We start from the raw sequence: 19,893 nt of genomic DNA, 5'->3' as shown, positions 1-19,893 counted from the left end.
GCGCACCTGCGCTATTGTGCGCATAAAGTTGCACAATTTGATTCTATGAATACTCTGTAAAATAAGGTGTTTTTACATAAGGGATAACGGTATGTTTATTGCTTGTTTGCATAGTAAGAAAACATGGAGGAAAAAAAGATGAAAAAAGAAGAAATTAATGAAATGCAGATTGTAACCGGTGTAAGAAAGTTTCTTGATGCGGTATTTGTGCTTACAGATGAAAAAAACGGCTTTAATTCCAATGTATTAAGGCTTGAACTGCGGAAAAATGCCGTGGATATGTTTAAAAGCATTCTTGACGGATTTGAATCCGTTGATATTGCATACAAACTGCAGCAGGCGGTAAAAGTACGCGGGCTTTTGATTAAAGCGCAGTTTAAACTTTGTGAATCGCTTGAAGAAGGCGCCGTTAACAGGGAAAATTTTTACACCATGCTCAGTATGACGAAAATGTTAAAAAACAAACTTGAATTTTTCCGTGATAACCTTGAAGAAAGAAATATATTCAGAGGCTCAAGGCAGTTTATTTTATAAGGTGGTGGTACTTTTTTTCCACGTGTTTTCTTTTTACTTTTAAGGTCTGGGTAAGTTCGTCGCCTATGGAAAATTTCTTTTTAAGAAGCACAATGTTGGTGATGGCTTCCCAGGGTTTAAAGCCGCTTTCCCTGCTGATAAGTTTCTTAAAGTCTTTTCGCACTTCTTCTGACAGTTTGCTGTGCATAATAATTTCGCCGCTTTTATGCATCAGCTCTTCAAATGATATTTTCCATTTTTCGGTAAACTGTTTTAATCTGTCTTCGTTCACGGAAATAAAGGCTGTCAGCGCTTTTTTATCCTGGCCAAGCACAACCGCGTGTTCCACAAAATCCGATTCTTTAAGTTTTTCTTCTATCGGTTCGGGCTCCAGATTCTCGCCGCCGGACAATACAATAGTGCTTTTTGCCCTGCCTGTTATTGTATAATCGCCGCTCTCGCTTACATATCCTATATCGCCGGTATTCAGCCAGCCGTCAGCTGAAAGTATTTCCGCGGTGGCAGCTGGATTTTTATAATAACCCATCATTACCTGCGGGCCCCGCACGTGTAAAATGCCTTTTTCGCCGGGTGCCGCGGGCATACCGTTTTCTTTTAATATTTTTGCTTCTGTTTCATCCAGGGGAATGCCTATTGAACCAAGGGTATTTTTATACACGCGCCTTGTAATGGTGCCGGGGGCAGTCTCTGTCATTCCGTAGGCGTTTACAAGTTTTATTCCGACAGAGTTAAAGAAAAGGTCAACAGGCATGGGAAGCGACCCTCCGCCTGAAAAAGAAACCCTTAGATTTCCGCCCAAAGCCTGGCGCACGGGGGCGAATACTTTATAAGCCGCCATATACAGCGGATGAAGCAGTATAAGTTTTAGCCTGCGGAAAAAAGATGATACTAAAAGGGTTAAAGCCCCTTTCTTTTTAAAATATATCCTGTTGCCGCTTATGGCGTTTTCTGTTAACAGCTTTTTTTCCGAAAGATTAAGGAAAAAATAAAAAACAGCTTTTTTAACAGGGGAAGCTTTGTCCACTTTGCTGAGTATTTTTTTGTGAAAAGTTTCCCACACGCGGGGGACGGATGCTATCATCTGCGGTTTTTGTGATGAAAGGTCTTCCTGCAGGTCTTTTACGGAGGAATAAAAAGTGGTGACACCGCAGGCCGCGGTACAGTACTCGTAAGTCCTTTCGTATACGTGCCAGCTTGGCAGTACGGAAAGGGTGGTTTCCGCGTCGTCTATTTTGGAATCAAGCAGCGGGCTTAAGGCGCGCACGTTGTGCAAAAAATTTACCTGGGTTAACATTACCCCTTTGGGGTTGCCCGAAGTTCCGGAAGTGTAAATAATTGAAGCAATTGAGGATGGTCTTATTCTTTTTATAATTTCGTCCGCTTCTGCGGGGTTATTTTTAAGGATTTCTTTACCTTTTTCAAGCACATCGGAATAATATGTTATTTTTTCAGGGGGAAGATAATCAGGAATCTGTGTATCGGTTTTATCAACTACAAAGACACGTTCAATAAGGGCAAGTTGGGCTGGCGTAAAATCCATCAAAAGTTCGCGAAGGACAGCTTTATTTTCCATAATAAGAAAAGAAGAGTCTGAATGGATAAAGATTGTATGCAGTTCTTTTGGCGGCGTGTCAGAGCCGCGGGGCACGGAAACCGCCCCTGTCATAAGCAGGGCATAGTCGGTTAAAGACCATTCATACCTGTTGTCAATAAAGAATGACGCTTTTGCCGAGTTTTTTACGCCAAAAAATGAAAAACCCGCTGCAAGGCATTTAATGTCTTCAGCAAACTGCAGCCAGGTTTTTTCTGTAAAACCGGATTCTGCGTTTCTGTACCTGTGGGAAACTCTTGAAGGAAACTTTAGGGCATTTTTTAAAGGTATTTCACAAAGATTAGCGTAATTCAGTTCTAAGTTCATTTAACACCGTTTTCCGGTCTTTTTAGACGCATGATTTTAGAAGCGTTAACATACAAATATTAGCAGAATAACCGGCAAAAGTAAAATTATCTTTGAAGGGTAAAAACTTGCTTTGTTGTGTGCAGGTGTATATACTTCATAGCGTAAGGGGAGAAATCAAAGACAGGCGTATTCTTTTATAATCCCTGATTCTATACGGTTCCATATATTGCAGGGGGCGGGAATGGAAGGGCAGGAAAAAAACAGAGAGATAATTTTAAGCAGAATATTTAATCTTTCCCAGAGCGTAAGGCATGCCAAATTATCAGACGCGCAGGTATTGAAAGAAGACCTTGAAGAGCTTGCGGAACAGTGCGAAACGGGCCGGATGTTCAGAGTTCAGTCTATGGCGCGTGAAGCCGCGGCGCTTGCCGCAAAAGTTGCGTATGATCCGTCTTCCGCGGAAATGAACAGTTTTTCTGTACTGGAAGGAATGCTTGAAAAAATGAAAGAAGTGGCTTTTGGCGAACAGGCGGCATATAATCCCAATGAAGCGTCCGGCCTTGCATCATCCCTGATGCGGAATATCAAATACAGCCTGAATGAACTTGCGGGAATAAGCCGGTATTCGCGCAGCGATATGCCCACAGCTGTTATGGCCGCGGAATGGATACTTGACAGGGCGTTTGAAAACAAGCTTTCATGCGGTTCGGAACGCTGGAAAGCTATATTTGAACTGCTGCATGAGACATATGAAAAAAACACGGATACTTTTCAGGACGCGGCGCAGAATTTATTAAAAGGGGGGTACAGAAGCGATATTACAAAAGCCGTTGACAGGATAAATTTAAAACTAAAAAAGATTAATGAAAACCTTTCAAAAGAAAAAAACATTACAGAATCAATAATTGAATCAATGGGTGACGCCGTAATAGCGGTCAACAAGGAAACAAAAAAAGTAACCATGAACAGGGAAGCGGAAGAACTTATTTCTGCCAAAAGCGGGATAAATTTCAATGAACTGGCGGTAATACTTAAAAATGAATTTATGACCGACCAGTTCATAAAAGTTATGCAGTCAGGAAAACGGATAAAGGAAGAAATTACGATAATACAATCAGGCGAAATAAGGGTATTTATATGTATTTTCGCGCCCATGAAAGTTGCAGGAGCTAAACTTGCAGGCTGCGTGGCTGTACTGCATGAAATAACAGATAAAAAAAAGATGGAAGAGATGAAAAATGAATTTATGAGCATGGTAGCGCACGAACTTAGGACGCCTTTGACCCCCATACTGCTTTACAGCGACCTGATGCTTAACAGGAATCCATCCCAGGAAAAAATCAAAGAATACGCGGCAGTAATTTACAGGGAGACTAAAAGGCTGGGCGCGCTTATTAATGACGTGCTTGACCTGTCAAGGATAGAATCCGGCCGCGGCCTTGTGGCGGCCTTTGAAAACGCGGACGTTTCTGAAATAGTCAGGGAGACCGCTTCAATGTATATGAACGCCTCTGATAAACACAAAATAATAATCAGAGGATGTGAAAAAGAGGTAATGGCGGAAATTGATAAGGCAAAGATTACGCAGGTTGTTATTAATCTTGTTTCAAATGCCATTAAGTATTCGCCAAAGGGAGGGGAAGTAAAGGTGGAACTGAAAGATAATAAAGACAGTTTCATGATAATTGTAACCGATGAAGGGATAGGAATTTCCGGCGAGAACCTAAAGAAACTGTTTCAGAAATTTTTCAGGGTTGAAAGCGGTGAAGGGGGAATAATCAGCGGGGCGGGTATCGGGCTTGCCATAAGCAAAGGGATTATAGAACTTCACGGGGGAGAAATAAAAGTAAAAAGCAATCCGGGAAAAGGCAGCGAATTTGCATTTTCAGTACCTAAAATCAGAAAAGGGGGCAATAATAATGGGTAAAAGAGTGATAGTACTGGCGGAAGACGAACCGACAATCAGGGACGCGGTAAAGGAAATACTGGATGATAACTTTGAACTGCATATGGCGGAAAACGGGAAAATACTGCTGGAAATTTTAAAAAAAGTAAAGCCGGATGTGATACTGCTTGATGTGATGATGCCGGTGATGGGCGGAATTGAAGCGTGCAAGATAATAAAAAATGATGAAGACACGTCAAAGATACCGGTTATCTTTCTTACCGCGAAAGGGCAGATAACTGACGTAGAAAAAGGATTTAAGGTGGGCGCGGACAGTTACATAGTAAAGCCTTTCAGTGCAGGCGTGCTTATGCAGAAACTGGATACCATTCTATCAAAAGTGGAAGTAAGAAAACGTATGCAGGCAGAGAACAGCAACAGTACTGAACAGTAAAAAGGTAAGGTTTAAGAATGTGCAGTGTATATTCTTAAATCTTAACCGGCGGCATGTTATTGATATGTAAACATTTCGCGGAAAAAGCAAAGTTTTGTATCTGTTAAAAGGGCATGCCATTTTTCTGCCACAAGACTTTTTGTTAAAACTTTAAAGTTTATTAACTGTGGATATTGTAATGCGGCAGCAAGGGGGGCATAAAATTAATTTCATTTTAACCGCAGGTTTTTTCTTTTCTTCACGTTTATACAGGTGAAGGACAAAATAAAGGATTTAAGGAGCGTTTCATGGAACACAAAAAAGCCTTTTTAAAAATCAGCGCTTTTATGGACAAAGAACTGAATAACGCGGAGTCTAAAGAAATAGCAGAACACATTATTACCTGTGAAACATGCAGGGCAGAGCTTGAAAACCTTAAAAGGGCACAGGAAAAACTGCTGTCTGTAAAGCATGATACCCAAATAGACCCGTATTTCAGGCAGAAACTGTATTCAAAACTTGAAACTCCGCCAAAGGTAAAAGCACCTTCGTTTAAGTGGCTGCCCGTGCCTGTGGCATTGTCTCTTTTTGTCCTTATATTTTCCGCTTTAATGCTTTTGTCACCCGCGGTTTACGGGGTGACGTCAGATAAAACATCGGGGATGGTAAAAGAAATAGCGGTAGGTTCAATAATACCGGGCAGCGTTTTAAATTTATTTGCGCCGGCAAACTTTATTGATTTTTGTAATAAGTGTTCTGTGATGATGTGTGCCTGCTGTGAAGAAAAAGGAATTACAAACTGTCCTGTAAAGGGGTGCAAACATGAGTAGAAGCAGATTTGCGGTATTTGCGTTGGTCGCGGGGATTGTGTCGTTTTTAAATCTTTTGGGGCTGGAAAAAGCGCTTCTGGCAATTTTTATGGGTGTGTTCGCGCTAAAAGAAGTGGCGGCAGAAAATAAAGGCGGCAAGAATTTTGCGGTGGCGGGAATAGTGCTGGGGTGCGCGTACATTGTCACGCTTACAGTGATTGCAATTTTAAAAGGCCCGGAACTTATTCAAATGCTTTCGCAGAAAGCGATGTAATACCGGCAAAAAAAGGCGGGGTAAAATGAAAATTGGTTTTATGGTGTTGTCAGTTTTAATAATGTGCGCAGGCGCGTACGCGCAGGTTACAGAGCAGCAGGTAATTGACGGCGCAATGGCCGGCCCGCAGGTAATTTCAGCGCGGATGGAATATGAGGCTGCTGACGCGTATTCGCATAAGGACCGGTTTTTGCCCAACCCCATGATATCTATTGAGTATATGAACGTTGCGGATACAACGCTTAATTTCACGGAATCAATGGAAAAGGAGGTGGCAATAACGCAGAGCGTGCCATTTCCGGTGAAATTATTTTTTAAAGCGGGCGCCGGTTCTGACAGCGCTAAAATGAAAAAAGCGTCGTATGAACAGGCGCTGCGGAAAACTAAAGCGGCGGCACGGACAGCTTACGTGAAATTTTACAGGGCGCAGATGGAACTTAAATTCGCGCGGGAATACGCGGATACTTTAAAACAGATTTCCGTACTGGAATCATCCGGATACAAAGGCGGCATGGACCCTTTGATGAGCGCGTCAGAAGCGGATATTGAATACGCGCTTGCTGTTCAAAGCGCGCAGGAAGCTGAACAGTCGGTTTTTACAGCGGCCGCCGGTATTTATAAAATTACAGGAAACACCATAAATCCGCCGGCTGATGAATCTGCAGAGCCGCCTGAAATTACGCCGTTAACCGGCACTGCGGGTGATTATGTGAAAGCGGCGCTTTTAAATTCCGCGGAACTGAAAATGGCGGAAGCGGAAAAAAACATGGCGTTAAATATGCGCGCCGCCGCGTTTCTTGATTACCTGCCGGATTTGAATATTACTTATAAAAAGAGCTTTGCGCCGGGAAACAAAAATTACAGCGTGATGCTGATGGCGGAAATTCCGATTTGGTTTTTAAATAACCAGCAGGCAATGATAGGCAGCCAGGGCGCTTTATATGACGCGAAGGAAAAATCTTACGAAGAGATGAAAAACGGCGTGGAACTGGAAGTAAAAAGTTTATACAGCGCGGCGTTAAATGAGCACAGGGCTATAAATCTTTATGATGGTGTCCTTATTCCAAAAGCGCAGGTGCGTGTAAAGGCCGCGGCCGCGGCAAGGAAGAGCGGCGCGGGCAGTTTTAAAGGGCTGCTTGAGGCGCAGAAAATGCTTCTTATGATGCAGCGCGACCACTTAATGCACATAGAAGGATATGTGATGAATTACGCCATGCTTTTAAGCATGTGTGATGAATATAAATGAAGGCGGGTGTAAAAATGAAAAAAATACTTTTCTTGGCGCTGATAATCGGCGCTGTTTTTTACGCGGTATCATGTTCTGATAACGGTGAAAAAACACTGTATACCTGCCCCATGCATCCGCAGGTAATTCAGGACCATCCCGGCAGCTGCCCCATATGCGGCATGGACCTTGTACCTGTTGAAAAAGAACAACAGCAGGGGGCAGAAAATCATTCAGCACATGAAGATGCACAAATGGGCTACGCGGCAATTACCGTATCCCCTGAAAAACAGCAGCTTATAAATATAAAATTTGACACGGTAAAAAAGCGTGTTTTGTCAGGGCTGGTTTACGCGCCGGGTGTGGTGGCGTATGACCCGGAACTTTACAGCGCGGCGTCTGAATACAGAAACGCGCTTAAAATTAACAGCGCGGAACTTGCCGAAACCGCGGTGCTTAAACTGCAAAGCCTGGGGCTGTCCGCAAAACAGATAAGTGAAATTCCGAAAAGCCCGGAGGATGGGGATATTTTTTCCAATATGTCGGTTTACGCTCAGGTCTATCAGAATGATATAAAAAAAATAAAAAGGGGAGCGGATGTCATTGTAACATCCGGGCAGAACCGGTTTGAAGGCGCGGTTTCCGGCATTGACCCTGTAATGAATCCGGATACCAGGTCTTTTAATGTAAGGATAAAACTGAATAAAGCCGGGGCAGTTTTAAAACCCGAAATGTATGTGGACGCCGGTATCATGACCGGCGGCGAAAAAGTCCTGTCTGTACCCGAAGAAGCTGTTATGAATACGGGAACCATGAATATGGTTTTTGTGGACGCGGGTGAAGGGCGCCTTGAACCAAGGCACATTACAACCGGCGCGGTGATGGAAGGATACATAGCGGTTGAATCGGGATTAAAAGAAGGCGAGCGTGTTGTGGTTAACGGTAATTTTCTTATAGATTCTGAAAGCAGGCTTAAAGCCGCGTTTGCCGGCATGGGAGCGTCACACGTACATGATAAATAAAATAATAGAACTTTCAGTTAAAAACAGGCTTTTTGTCGTGCTTGGAACCGCAGTTATGGTGGCGCTTGGAATATGGTCGGTTAAAAACGCGCCGCTGGACGCAGTTCCCGACATGACAGATACCCAGGTTATAGTTTATTCCACATGGGATCGGCCTCCGCAGATAATTGAAGACCAGGTGACGTATCCTATTATATCGGCCCTGCTTGGCGCGCCAAAGGTGAAAGACGTGCGCGGGTTTTCCGATTATGGGTTTTCATACGTGTATGTCATATTTGAGGACAACACCGATGTGTACTGGGCGCGGTCTCGCGTCATTGAATATCTTTCTAAGATTCAGCAGCAGCTGCCGCAGGGTGTAAAGACAGAACTTGGCCCTGACGCGACAGGCGTGGGATGGGTTTATCAGTACGCGCTTGTGGATGAAACCGGCAGCCATTCAAATGAAGAGCTGCGCGCTTTTCAGGACTGGCATTTAAAGTACGCGCTGCAGTCCGTCAAAGGCGTGGCAGAAGTGGCATCCATAGGCGGGTTCCAGAAACAGTACCAGGTGATAGTGGATAAGAACGGCATGTTATCAAGGAATATTTCAATTTCAGATGTGGTGGAAGCGGTAAAAAATTCCAACGAATCCGCGGGCGCAAGGCTTCTGGAATTTTCCGGCGCGGAATACATGGTGACAGCCGGCGGTTATATTAAGGATAAAAAAGACATTGAAGAAACGGTTGTAAAAGTATCAATGAACGGAATCCCCGTGCGCGTAAAAGACGTGGCACGGGTTTCGCTTGGGCCTGACATAAGGCGCGGCGTGTCCGACTATAACGGACTGGGAGAGGCGCCCGGCGGAATAGTGATAATGAGGTATAAAGAAAACGCGTTTGACGTGATAGCGCGGGTAAAGGAAAAAATGAACGGAATAAAACTTCCCGACGGCGTTAAAGCGGTTCCTGTTTATGACAGGTCTGAACTTATAAGGCGGGCTGTTGACACGCTAAGAAACAAACTTATTGAAGAAATGGTTGTGGTCTCTCTCATAATCATAATTTTTCTTATGCACGCGCCTTCCGCCATGATTCCCATATTGCTGCTGCCCATTGCGGTGCTTTTGTCGTTTATCCCGATGAAGATAATGGGGCTTACCACCAATATAATGTCGCTTGGCGGCATAGCCATTGCAATAGGCGCTATGGTGGATGCCGCGATAGTTGTGACCGAAAACGTGCATAAAAAACTGGCGCGGTGGAAATCGGAAGGGGAGCAGGGCGATTATAAAGAGGTAATGCTGCATGCAATAAAAGAAGTGGGCGCGCCTTCGTTTTATTCCCTTTTAGTCATCGCGGTTTCTTTCATCCCCATCTTTACGCTTGAAGCCATGGAAGGAAAACTTTTCGCGCCGCTGGCGTACACAAAAAATTTCGCGATGTTCTTCGCGGCGCTGCTTGCCATAACGCTGGCGCCGGTGCTTGTAATGACGTTTATAAAAATCAACAAAAAAAAGAAGAAAAGTTTTGTGGACAAATATATTATCGGGGAAATTCATAACGAAGAAGACCAGCCCATATCAAAGTTTCTTTTTAAAATATACGGGCCTGCGGTAAAATTTGTTTTAGAACGGCCGAAAAAAATTATTATTGCCGCTCTGGCAGTCATGCTTGCGGTTGTGCCCGTGTTTTTTATGCTTGGCCGCGAATTTATGCCGCCTTTAAATGAAGGAAGCATCCTGTATATGCCCACAACCCTTCCGGGGATATCAGTGACAGAGGCGTCAAGGCTGCTTCAGGTGCAGGATAAAATATTAAAATCTTTTCCGGAGGTTAAGACAGTATTCGGCAAGGCGGGAAGGGCAAACACTTCCACAGACCCGGCGCCTTATTCCATGATGGAAACAACAGTTGTATTAAAACCGCAGAACGAGTGGGGCGGAAAAAAACAATGGTACAGTGATGACGCGCCGGAATTTGTAAAACCCGTGCTGCGGTTTTTCTGGCCGGAGCGCCGTACCTGGGAAGAATTGATAGCGGATATGGATGAAGCGCTGAAAATACCGGGGCAGGTGAACGCTTTTACAATGCCTATCAAAGGAAGGATAGACATGCTGACCACTGGTGTGCGCACTCCGGTGGGGATAAAAATATACGGCGATGACCTGTCTGTAATTGAAGAGCTGGGAAAACAGATGGAACCCCTGGTGTCCGCCATTAAAGGCACAAGAAGCGTTATTGCTGAAAGGACAGCCGCGGGTTATTTTGTGGATTTTGACATAAAAAGGCGGCAGCTGGCAAGGTACGGGCTTTCCATGAAAGATGTGCAGATGGAAATAATGGCAGCCATAGGCGGGGAGAATATTACCTGGACTATAGAGGGCAGGGAAAGATACCCCATAAACGTGCGTTACCCGCGCGACATGAGAAGCAGCATAGAAGGGCTGAAAAACACATATATTTCCACAATGACCGGAAAACAGATTCCGCTGTCTTTAGTGGCGGACATAAAAATTACAACAGGGCCCGGCATGATAAGGGATGAAAACGGAAGGCTTGCCGGTTACGTGTATGTGGATGTGGCGGGCCGCGATATTGGCAGCTATGTGAAGGAACTTAAAAAAACGCTTGGCAGCGCAATTAATCTTCCCGCGGGATATACGCTTGTTTACAGCGGGCAGTTTGAATCCATGCAGAGGGTTAAAAACAGGATGCTTATGGTGGTCCCGCTGACGCTTCTTATTATATTTGTTCTGATTTACATGAATACAAAATCATACGTGAAGACATTTATTGTAATGCTTGCGGTGCCGTTTTCCCTTGTGGGCGCGGTGCTGGTACTATACCTTCTTGGGTATAACATGTCAGTCGGGGTATGGTGCGGAATAATAGCGCTGCTTGGCGTGGACGCGGAGACCGGTATCTTTATGCTTTTGTACCTTGACCTTGCGTACAAAGACAGAAAAGATAAAGGGATGTTAAAGACTGTGGATGATTTAAAAGAGGCAATTCACCACGGCGCGGTCATGAGGGTAAGGCCAAAACTTATGACAGTGCTTACCATGTTTGTGGGCTTGCTCCCCATAATGTGGGCGGCGTCCCATGAAATAGGCGCGGATGTCATGAAACGCATTGCGGCTCCCATGGTGGGCGGAATTTTTACATCTTTTATAATGGAACTGCTTGTATATCCGGCAGTCTATCTTCTGTGGAGAAAAATGCAGCTGGATAAAGCAGAGTCAAAACCGGCAGAAATTACTGAAAATTAAAACAAAGCTTTAAAGAAACATAAAAACAAGGAGGAACAGAAATGAAGAAAATGATTGTAATTGCAATGGCAGTATTGTTAGCGGCGTCAACGGCGGTTTTTGCGGCAGAAAAAGGCGCAATGGACGCAAAATGCGCGGAGCACATGAAGATGATGAAGAAAGACTGCCCGATGAAAATGGCAGAAGGTAATAAAATGTGCGGGATGTGCGGACTTAAGGCGGATTTTAAGGTAAAGAACACAAAAAAAGGGGCTGTAATTGAAATAACTTCGGTTAAAGACGGGGATACAGCAGCGGCAATTCAGGAAAAGGCAAAAATGTGCGTGGAAATGATGAACGTGAAAACGGCTGCAGCTGCCACTGATGACGAAGAAGTAATCTGCCCTGTAATGGGGACAAAGATGAAAAAGTCAAAAGCGTATTCCAGCACGGAATATAAAGGAAAGATGTATTACTTCTGCTGTGCAGGATGCCCTGAAATGTTTAAGAAAGACCCGGAAAAATATATCAATAAATAATAAGCAGGAACAGGCAGGGGCGAAACCCCCTGCCTGACTTATTAAAGGAGGGTAAAATGGATATAAAGCTTAAAGTACAGGGAATGCACTGCACAGGGTGCGAGGCAAACATAAACGACGCGCTGGCAGAACTGGAAGGGGTAATAAAGTCAAAGGCGGATTTTAAAAAGGGCGAAGTGAGAGTGCATTTTGATGAAAAGAAGATAGATGAAGAGAAGATAAAGGAAGCGATAGAGGGAGCAGGGTACAAGGCAGAGGATTAGAAGATTGGAAGATTAGAGGATTGGAAAAACGAGCGGTTTAAGCTATATGCAGATAAGCATAAGCGGAACCCCGGCAATAAAGCGAGTCTGGTGTAATTGATGTTTCGTTCTTTATTGTAGAGCCGCAATATATTGCGGCTTGCTTTAAAAAAGTTATGGGATATGGGATAAAAACTGGAAGATTGGAAATTCGAAAATTAGAGAATTCGATTAATGGCCGGAGGGAGACAATGCAGGAAAAAGAATTCAGAATAAAAGGCATGCACTGCGCGAGCTGTGTAAGCGTTATAGAGCGCTCTGTTAAAAAACAAAAAGGTGTTGAAAATATTTCCGTTAACCTTGCGCTTGAAAACGCCTCTGTTAAGTACGACCCTGCGCTGATAAACGAAAAAGATATAGAAAAAGTAATAGAGTCGCGCGGATACAAAGTTATGAAGGACAGCGACAACAGAGACGCGCGAAAAGAGGCTTTTCTTAAATTCATATTTGCGCTGGCGTTTACCCTTCCTGTCTTCATATTAAGCATGTTTATTGCCGCGGGCACCATACCTTATCAGGCTTATATCATCTGGGTGCTTGCCACGCCGGTGCAGTTTATAACGGGGTTTGAATTTTATAAAAAAACATTTGACGCGTTAAAAAGTTTTTCCGCGTCCATGGACACCCTTGTGGCGCTTGGCACAAGCGCCGCGTATTTTTACAGCGTCTATCTGATACTGGCAGGGCACGGGCACCATCTGTATTTTGAAACGTCGTGCGTGCTTATAACCGTGATACTGCTTGGCAGATATTTAGAAGCTGCAGCCAAAAAAAAGGCCGCAGATTCAATACAGAAACTTATAGACTTTGCCCCTAAAACAGCGGTGGTCATAAGAAACGGAAAAGAGGAAACGATAATAATAAATGAAATTGAAAAAGGGGATATCATAGTTTTAAAACCCGGCGATAAAGCCGCGGTAGACGGCATCATCACGCAGGGAGAATCATCAATAGATGAAAGCATAGTAACAGGCGAGTCCATGCCCGCGGCTAAAAAGCCGGGGGATAAAGTTTTGGCGGGCTCTATTAATAAGGAGGGGGTACTGCAGTTTCGCGCGGAAAAGGTGGGTCTGGAAACCACGCTTGCGCAGATGATTGTGCTTGTGGAACGCGCACAGTCGTCCAAACCGCCTGTCCAGAAACTGGCTGACACGGTCTCTTCATATTTTGTGCCGGCGGTAATAATAATCGCGGCAGTTACTTTTATTGCCTGGATAATCACAGGTAATCCTTTTGAAACCGCCCTGTCCGCGGCAGTGGCTGTGCTGGTTGTGGCGTGCCCGTGCGCGCTTGGCCTTGCAACTCCCGCTGCTGTTATTGTGGCGTCCGGCCTTGCGGCTAAATCCGGAATACTGGTCAGGGACGCATCCGCGCTTGAACTTGCGGGGAAGGCAAAAAATGTGGTCTTTGACAAGACAGGGACCATTACAGAAGGCAAACCTGTAATTACGGATTTGGATACGTTTGGTGATAAGCAGGTTAAAAAAGAAGATGTAATAAATATATTTTATTATATGGAAAAAAATTCAGGACACCCGCTTGCTTTGGCCATAGTGGAAAATATTACGGGCAAAATAACGGGCAATTTAAATTTAACTGTGGAAGATTTTAAGAATTTTCCCGGCAGGGGCGTGGAAGGGATAATTGACGGGAAGAAATATTACATCGGGAACATGAAATTTATTGAAGGGGTGGGTGCGGATACTGCAGGCTGTGCCGGTAAAATAATGGAAATGGAACAGTCGGGCAAAACCCTTATGATACTGTCTGACGGAAAAAACTGCCTTGGGTTTGCTGCAGCGCAGGATTTGGTAAAAAAAGATTCATCTGAAGCGGTTAAGCTGTTAAAGGAAATGGGAATTACCGTCCATATTGTGACCGGTGATAATGAAAGGACAGCCGCAGCCGCCGGCAGGCAGACGGGAATAGTTAATATCACGGCCGCGGTTATGCCCGAAGGCAAGATAAAAGCCGTGGAAAATCTTAAGAAAAACGGCGTTGTAATTTTTGCGGGCGACGGCATCAATGACGCGCCCGCCCTTGCGTCCGCGGATGTGGGCGCGGCGTTTGCGTCAGGCGCGGACATAGCGTCAGAGGCGGGAAATGTGGTGCTTATGAAAAACAGCCCGCTTGATATTGTAAAACTGATTCAGATAAGCCGCCTTACGGTAAAAAAAGTTAAGCAGAATCTGTTCTGGGCTTTTATATATAATATAGTTGGAATTCCAGTTGCAGCGCTGGGATTATTAAATCCCATGATTGCAGGCAGCGCCATGGCGTTCAGTTCAGTTTCGGTTCTTTTAAATTCGCTGTCAATGCAGCGTTCACAGCGCAAAAAAATGCGCAGCTAATGCTGTTAATTGTTCTTATTTATAAGGTTTTTATTGCGGTATGATATTTGCTTTTATTCAGGTGAATATCATTAAGGAGGAAGAAATGCTGAAAACCGCAAAATATTTATTACTTTTGGCGCTGATCTGTTTTACAGGGTGCGCCACAATGCCTGATAAAAGGGTGCAGAATGTCATGACGCCTGAAGAAAAAAAGCAGGAAATTCAGGCGGTAAAAATAAGCAGAAAATTATGGCAGGCAGGGTCAATACTTGCAGGCTTAGGCATAGGGCTTTCATCGCAGGGTGATGCGGGAATGAAGACAGCGGTTACCTGCGCGCTTCCGGTAATGTTTTTAACAACCGCAAGTTTTGCCAATCTTGCAAGTTACGCGGAAGATGAAAAAGAAAGAAAGTATCTTTTTGATTTCACGGTTACGGGATTAATTGCGGGAGCCGTGACAGGAGGGCTGCTATACGCGGCCGTGGCAACCGGGCCGACAGCTTATAGGACATCCTACGACGCGATGATTATCCCTTTTATGGTAATAGGGTCGGCATTTGCTTTTCCGGCGCTTGGCGTTATTTGGGCAAACATTGAAAATCTGTTTACCGGGGGTAATTAAAATGAAAAAAATTACCGCGGTTATACTCGTGTTAATAATGGCGCTGAATATTGCCGGCTGCGTCAGCGTCCCCGAGAAAAAATATATGGACAGGCTGTCCGATGAAGATAAAAAAGAGGTTCAAAAGGGCATAGAATTTAACCGTTCCATGTGGCAGCTGGGCAGCCTGCTTACAGGCGCGCTTTTGTCAACTTACGGGATGAATGAAAGGGATATAAACGGAAACATAATTACATTTTCATTTTTGCCGCTTTCTTTTGCGGGGCTTACCTCGCTTTTTAACCTTCATACCTACAGGGAAAATGACGCGGAAAGAAACGCAATGTATATGGGTATGCTTGCCGGGGCAATTGCGGCAGTGGGGCTGTCTGCGTATTATATAAATGAAAACTTTAAGCAACCCAACCAGTTCAGCCTTCTGTCCATATATTCAATCTGGCTTGTCTTTCCTTTGTCCCTGTCCTGCGGCGGCCTTGGCGCCATGATAGGAAAACTCTTTAATGAATGAAAAAGCACACTTGACAAATAGTAATACTATTTGTATCATGTAGTTACTATGATAAAAAGAGAGTACTGGACAGGGCTTATTCAGAAATCATTAAAAACAAGGCCTATATTGTGGTTAAGGGGCGTAAGGCGTTCCGGAAAAACCGTACTTTGCAGGGCTGTTGAAGGGGCTAAGTATTTTGACTGTGAAATACCTGAAGTCAGAAAACTGGTATCCCACGAATCATTTCTAAAGGATGAAAACAGCGGATTAATTGTCCTTGACGAAGTGCATAAACTTGACAATCCCGCGCAGATTCTAAAAATAGCTGCAGACCATTATCCGAAAATTAAGATAATTGCGACAGGTTCATCCTCTCTTGAAACTATAAAAAAATTCAGTGATACGCTTACCGGCAGAAAAAACACAATAACATTGACACCCGCTACGTTTGAAGATTCACAGAATTTTGGAGTAACAGATATTAAAACCAGAATGCTTTTGGGCGGCCTGCCCCCTTTTTTGCTGCAAAAAGATAAGGCTGCCGGACATTACGCGGAGTGGGTGGATTCATACTGGTCAAGGGATATACTTGAATTGTTCAGGCTGGAAAAAAGGGAATCTTTTATTAAACTGGTGGAACTTATACTGAATATGAGCGGCATTATGTTTGATGCCACCAAATTCTCGGATATGTGCGAAGTGTCGCGGCATACAGTGAAAAATTATATGGCTATTCTTGAAACTACAGGTGTTGCCTGTGTTATCAGGCCGTTTGCGGGAGGCGGCAAGAGCGAGATAGTCTCAATGCCCAAAGTATATGGTTTTGATACAGGGTTTGTAACTTACGCCAAGGGATGGGACACTCTGCGCGGAGACGATTTTGGGCTTCTCTGGGAGCAGATTGTACTGAATGAACTTACAGCTGTAATGCAGGAGCGCGGGATAAATTACTGGAGAGATAAGGCGGGGCATGAAGTGGATTTTGTGGTAAAGCGCGCCAGAAATTGTGTGGATGCGATAGAATGCAAGTGGCAGTATTCTAAATTGAATGTTACGGCGCTTAAAATATTCAGAAAATTGTATCCTGAAGGCGTGAATTATGTAATTTCCCATGATATCAGCGTGCCCAGGCCGGCTGAAGTATCAGGTGTTAAAGTGAAGTTTATAGGTATTAATGATATCAGGGGTATTTTTGGGAAAGCGTAACGGGTTAATCCGTTATAAATACAGGCACATCAAAATGCAGGTGCGAAAAAACCCGGTAAATTAAAACTGTGTTTAATAAAATTATGTTTAATTGACTTGCAAAAACCTTATGATATAGTATTAATATAAACAAATTAGGAGGATTATCAATGGAAAAATGGACATGTGTAGTTTGCGGTTATGTGTACGACCCGGCAAAGGGAGACCCTGAACACGGTATAGCCCCTGGAACGTCTTTTGAGCAGCTTCCAAATGACTGGACCTGCCCGGAATGCGGAGCCGGAAAATCAGATTTTGAAAAGAACGCTTAAATTATGCGCGTTGTAATAATCGGCAGCGGCGCGGCCGGCGCTACAGCGGCTGAAGAAATAAGAAAAGCGGATGGTTCATGCGAAATCACGGTGATATCGGATGAAAGCTACCCTTATTATTCAAGGCCAAGGGTAATTGAATTTTTAACCGGAAAAGTACCGGAAGAAAAAATCTTTATTAAAAAATCCGAATGGTTTGCTGAAAATAAAATAGAACTTCTGCTTTCAACTTTTGTGGAGAAAATTGACACTGCCGCAAAACAGGTTAAAGCGGGCGGGGTTATGATTAATTACGACAAACTAATCATAGCCGCGGGCGCGTCTTCTTTTGCGCCGCCGTTTCCAGGGGCCAAAGACAAAGGCGTGTTTACCCTGCGAACCATTGATGACGCAAAAAGCATCATGCAGTACGCGCAGGGCAGGAAAAAAGCCGTGGTAATAGGCGGCGGGCTTTTAGGGATAGAAGCTGCCAACAGTTTAAAAGAGCACGGGTTAAAAGTTACAATAGTTGAAGTCTTTGACAGGCTGTTACCGCGCCAGCTGGACGGGCAGACTGCTGCCATCTTAAAGGAAAAACTTGAAAATATGGGATTAAATTTTATCCTGAACAAACAGACAACTGCTATTGAAGATAAGCAGGGTAAAAAAACAGTAAAATTCGCGGATGACAGTTTTGAAGAAACCGATATGGTATTGATATCAGCAGGAATAAGAAGCAATTTAAAAATTATCGAAGGCACCAATATTGATAAAATGCTTGGGATAAAAATAGACGGTTTTGGCAGGACAAATATGGATTCAATATACGCCTGCGGCGATATAGCGGAATTCAACGGCAGGGTGTATGGAATATGGCCTGCCGCGCGCGAACAGGCAATAGCGGCGGCTTCGCATATCACGGGCGGGAATGCGGAATATAAAGGGACTGTTATGTCCGTCAAACTTAAAGTTGCGGGAATAGAGCTTGCGTCAATGGGCGACATTTCGGGAGACGGCACGGAAGTTGAAGTGAAAAAAGAAAATGAGAATTTTAAAAAGATATTCATAAGGGATGATAAAGTGGCGGGCGCAATCCTTATAGGTAATACAGGGGATTACGTAAAGATTCAGAAAATGATTAAAGAAGGAAGTAATTATACGGACGCGCTTTAATAAAGGCTTGACAAAAAGGGGGATAAACGTTATATTTGTAATTAATACAATATTGTAATTAATACAAAAACGGAGGGTATCACATGAAAATCGGAACAAAGATGGAAGAGGCAATCAACAAACAGGTTAACGCTGAAATTTATTCGGCGTATCTTTACCTTTCAATGTCAGCCAAATGCACTGAAGTAAACCTTAAGGGTTTTGCCAACTGGTTTTACGTTCAGGCGCAGGAAGAAATGACGCACGCGATGAAGTTCTACCGTTTTATTCTTGAAAGAAGCGGACATGCTGTATTTCCGGCAGTTGAAAAAGTGCGCGATGACTGGAAATCGCCCCTGGAAATGTTTGAAGCGGCGTATGCCCACGAACAGAAAGTGACCGCACTGATTAATAACCTTATGGATATAGCAATCACCGAAAAAGACCACGCGTCAGCGTCCATGTTAAAATGGTTTATTGACGAACAGGTGGAAGAAGAGGCAAATTCATCGGAACTGGCAGACAAACTTAAATTAATAGGCGATTCAAAAGACGCGCTGTTCATGATAGATAAAGAATTGTCATTAAGGGTATTTGTAGATTCCACACAGGCAGGCGCGTAAGCGGGAGTTAAAAAAATGGAGACATCTGAAAAAACGGAAAAGGAAGTTGCGGCGCTCTTAAAAGAAAAAAAAATAAGGCCGTCGGTAATAAGGGTGAAGGTTCTTAAATACCTTCTTGATAACAGAAACCACCCTACGGCAGACCAATTGTTTAACGGCCTTGAAAATGAAATATCCACACTGTCAAGGACAAGCATATACAATACGTTAAAGACCTTTTTAGAAGAAGGCATTGTGTCTGAAATTACAATTGAAGACGGCATTTCCAGGTATGATGCTTTTACCGGAAAGCACGGACATTTTATCTGTGAAAAATGCGGCGGCGTAAGTGATTTTAATGTCAAGTGCGCCACCTGCGCGCCGGAAAGTTTAAAGGGTTATAAGGTCACACAGGAACACGTGTACCTTAAAGGTTTGTGTCCGAAGTGCGTAAAAACAAGGGGGAAATAATTTTGAAAAAAACATCAGTGAAAAAAGCGGTAAAAAGTTCAAAAAAAATTATAAAGAAAGCTGTAAAAAAAAGTGCCGGTAAGACCGCGTTAAAAATCGGAGATATCGCCCCCGCGTTTTGCCTTAAAGACAGTTCCGAGAAAAAAGTATGCCTTAAAAATTTTAAAGGCAAATGGGTTGTGCTGTATTTTTACCCTAAAGACAATACCCCCGGCTGTACGATAGAGGCAAAGGATTTTTCAAAGGAACTGTCGGAATTTAAAGAACTTAAGTGCGAAATACTTGGCATTTCCGGCGACAGCTGCGAAAGCCACAGAAAATTTATAAATGACCACAACCTTAAACTTACGCTTTTAAGCGATGAATCAAAAGAGATGCTGAATTCTTACGGCGTATGGCAGAAGAAAAATATGATGGGCAAAGAATACATGGGTGTGGCTCGTACAACAATGATAATAGATCCAAAAGGCAAAATTGCGGCCGTGTGGGATAAAGTGGCGGTTGTCGGCCATGCAATGGATGTTTTAATGAGATTAAGGGAAGGGCATATAAATTAAGAAAGGGAAGGTGGATAA

20 protein-coding genes are annotated in these 19,893 nt (G+C 43.7%); 19 read left to right on the top strand and 1 reads right to left on the bottom strand.

Annotated features, from left to right (window positions below; all coding sequences use genetic code 11):
• Positions 1–138: 138 nt before the first annotated feature.
• The gene (locus CVV21_01365) at positions 139–534 is read left to right on the top strand and encodes a hypothetical protein (protein PKL93022.1); all 396 of its coding nucleotides are present in this window, start codon (positions 139–141) and stop codon (positions 532–534) included.
• Here the strand turns inward: CVV21_01365 and CVV21_01360 are convergent.
• Complete coding sequence (locus tag CVV21_01360) at positions 524–2,452, bottom strand: hypothetical protein (GenBank protein PKL93021.1); 1,929 nt, start codon at positions 2,450–2,452, stop codon at positions 524–526. The two genes, CVV21_01365 and CVV21_01360, sit on opposite strands and share 11 nt — an antisense overlap.
• A gap of 223 nt (positions 2,453–2,675) precedes the next feature.
• Between CVV21_01360 and CVV21_01355 the strand changes: the two genes are divergently transcribed.
• The 18 genes from CVV21_01355 (at position 2,676) to CVV21_01270 (ending at position 19,875) form a co-directional block, all read left to right on the top strand.
• Positions 2,676–4,361 carry a hypothetical protein gene (locus CVV21_01355; protein ID PKL93020.1) on the top strand — a complete coding sequence of 562 codons (1,686 nt, stop codon included), beginning with the start codon at positions 2,676–2,678 and terminating at the stop codon, positions 4,359–4,361.
• On the top strand, positions 4,354–4,773 hold the full coding sequence (locus CVV21_01350; GenBank protein PKL93019.1) for a hypothetical protein: 420 nt from the start codon (positions 4,354–4,356) through the stop codon (positions 4,771–4,773). Before CVV21_01355 ends, CVV21_01350 begins: the two co-directional genes overlap by 8 nt.
• A 287-nt stretch (positions 4,774–5,060) precedes the next feature.
• Positions 5,061–5,582 carry a hypothetical protein gene (locus tag CVV21_01345; protein PKL93018.1) on the top strand — a complete coding sequence of 174 codons (522 nt, stop codon included), beginning with the start codon at positions 5,061–5,063 and terminating at the stop codon, positions 5,580–5,582.
• A complete protein-coding gene (locus CVV21_01340; protein PKL93017.1) occupies positions 5,575–5,835 on the top strand; it encodes a hypothetical protein in 261 nt (86 codons plus the stop codon). The genes CVV21_01345 and CVV21_01340 overlap by 8 nt, the downstream gene beginning before the upstream one ends.
• Before the next feature lie 25 nt (positions 5,836–5,860).
• Positions 5,861–7,081 (top strand): hypothetical protein, encoded by a 1,221-nt coding sequence (locus CVV21_01335; GenBank protein ID PKL93016.1) that lies wholly within the window; start codon positions 5,861–5,863, stop codon positions 7,079–7,081.
• A complete protein-coding gene (locus tag CVV21_01330) occupies positions 7,078–8,082 on the top strand; it encodes a hypothetical protein (protein ID PKL93015.1) in 1,005 nt (334 codons plus the stop codon). Before CVV21_01335 ends, CVV21_01330 begins: the two co-directional genes overlap by 4 nt.
• Positions 8,072–11,332 (top strand): CusA/CzcA family heavy metal efflux RND transporter, encoded by a 3,261-nt coding sequence (locus CVV21_01325; protein ID PKL93014.1) that lies wholly within the window; start codon positions 8,072–8,074, stop codon positions 11,330–11,332. Before CVV21_01330 ends, CVV21_01325 begins: the two co-directional genes overlap by 11 nt.
• Positions 11,333–11,664: 332 nt before the next feature.
• Positions 11,665–11,850 carry a YHS domain-containing protein gene (locus tag CVV21_01320; GenBank protein PKL93056.1) on the top strand — a complete coding sequence of 62 codons (186 nt, stop codon included), beginning with the start codon at positions 11,665–11,667 and terminating at the stop codon, positions 11,848–11,850.
• A gap of 56 nt (positions 11,851–11,906) precedes the next feature.
• Positions 11,907–12,113 (top strand): hypothetical protein, encoded by a 207-nt coding sequence (locus CVV21_01315; GenBank protein ID PKL93013.1) that lies wholly within the window; start codon positions 11,907–11,909, stop codon positions 12,111–12,113.
• A 155-nt stretch (positions 12,114–12,268) separates the two neighbouring features.
• On the top strand, positions 12,269–14,503 hold the full coding sequence (locus tag CVV21_01310) for a copper-translocating P-type ATPase (GenBank protein ID PKL93012.1): 2,235 nt from the start codon (positions 12,269–12,271) through the stop codon (positions 14,501–14,503).
• Between the two features lie 85 nt (positions 14,504–14,588).
• Positions 14,589–15,107, top strand: coding sequence for a hypothetical protein (locus CVV21_01305; GenBank protein PKL93011.1), 519 nt, complete (start codon positions 14,589–14,591; stop codon positions 15,105–15,107).
• Position 15,108: 1 nt separating this feature from the next.
• Positions 15,109–15,615, top strand: coding sequence for a hypothetical protein (locus CVV21_01300; protein ID PKL93010.1), 507 nt, complete (start codon positions 15,109–15,111; stop codon positions 15,613–15,615).
• A 48-nt stretch (positions 15,616–15,663) separates the two neighbouring features.
• On the top strand, positions 15,664–16,803 hold the full coding sequence (locus CVV21_01295) for an ATPase (protein PKL93009.1): 1,140 nt from the start codon (positions 15,664–15,666) through the stop codon (positions 16,801–16,803).
• Between the two features lie 149 nt (positions 16,804–16,952).
• Positions 16,953–17,114: a rubredoxin gene (locus CVV21_01290; protein PKL93008.1), complete on the top strand. Its 162-nt coding sequence runs from the start codon at positions 16,953–16,955 to the stop codon at positions 17,112–17,114.
• A 3-nt stretch (positions 17,115–17,117) separates the two neighbouring features.
• Positions 17,118–18,266: an NAD(P)/FAD-dependent oxidoreductase gene (locus CVV21_01285; protein PKL93007.1), complete on the top strand. Its 1,149-nt coding sequence runs from the start codon at positions 17,118–17,120 to the stop codon at positions 18,264–18,266.
• Positions 18,267–18,349: 83 nt separating this feature from the next.
• A complete protein-coding gene (locus CVV21_01280; GenBank protein PKL93006.1) occupies positions 18,350–18,868 on the top strand; it encodes a ferritin in 519 nt (172 codons plus the stop codon).
• A 15-nt stretch (positions 18,869–18,883) separates the two neighbouring features.
• Positions 18,884–19,318, top strand: a complete 435-nt coding sequence (locus tag CVV21_01275; protein PKL93005.1) for a transcriptional repressor — start codon at positions 18,884–18,886, stop codon at positions 19,316–19,318.
• 50 nt (positions 19,319–19,368) lie between these two features.
• A complete protein-coding gene (locus tag CVV21_01270) occupies positions 19,369–19,875 on the top strand; it encodes a thioredoxin-dependent thiol peroxidase (protein PKL93055.1) in 507 nt (168 codons plus the stop codon).
• Positions 19,876–19,893 lie beyond the last annotated feature (18 nt).

The sequence above is a fragment of the Candidatus Goldiibacteriota bacterium HGW-Goldbacteria-1 genome (assembly GCA_002839855.1).
In the GTDB taxonomy this organism is placed as follows: Bacteria; Oederibacteriota; PGYV01; order PGYV01; family PGYV01; genus PGYV01.
The sequence above is the reverse complement of the archived record's forward strand: the minus strand, read 5'-3'. Positions and strand labels throughout refer to the sequence as shown.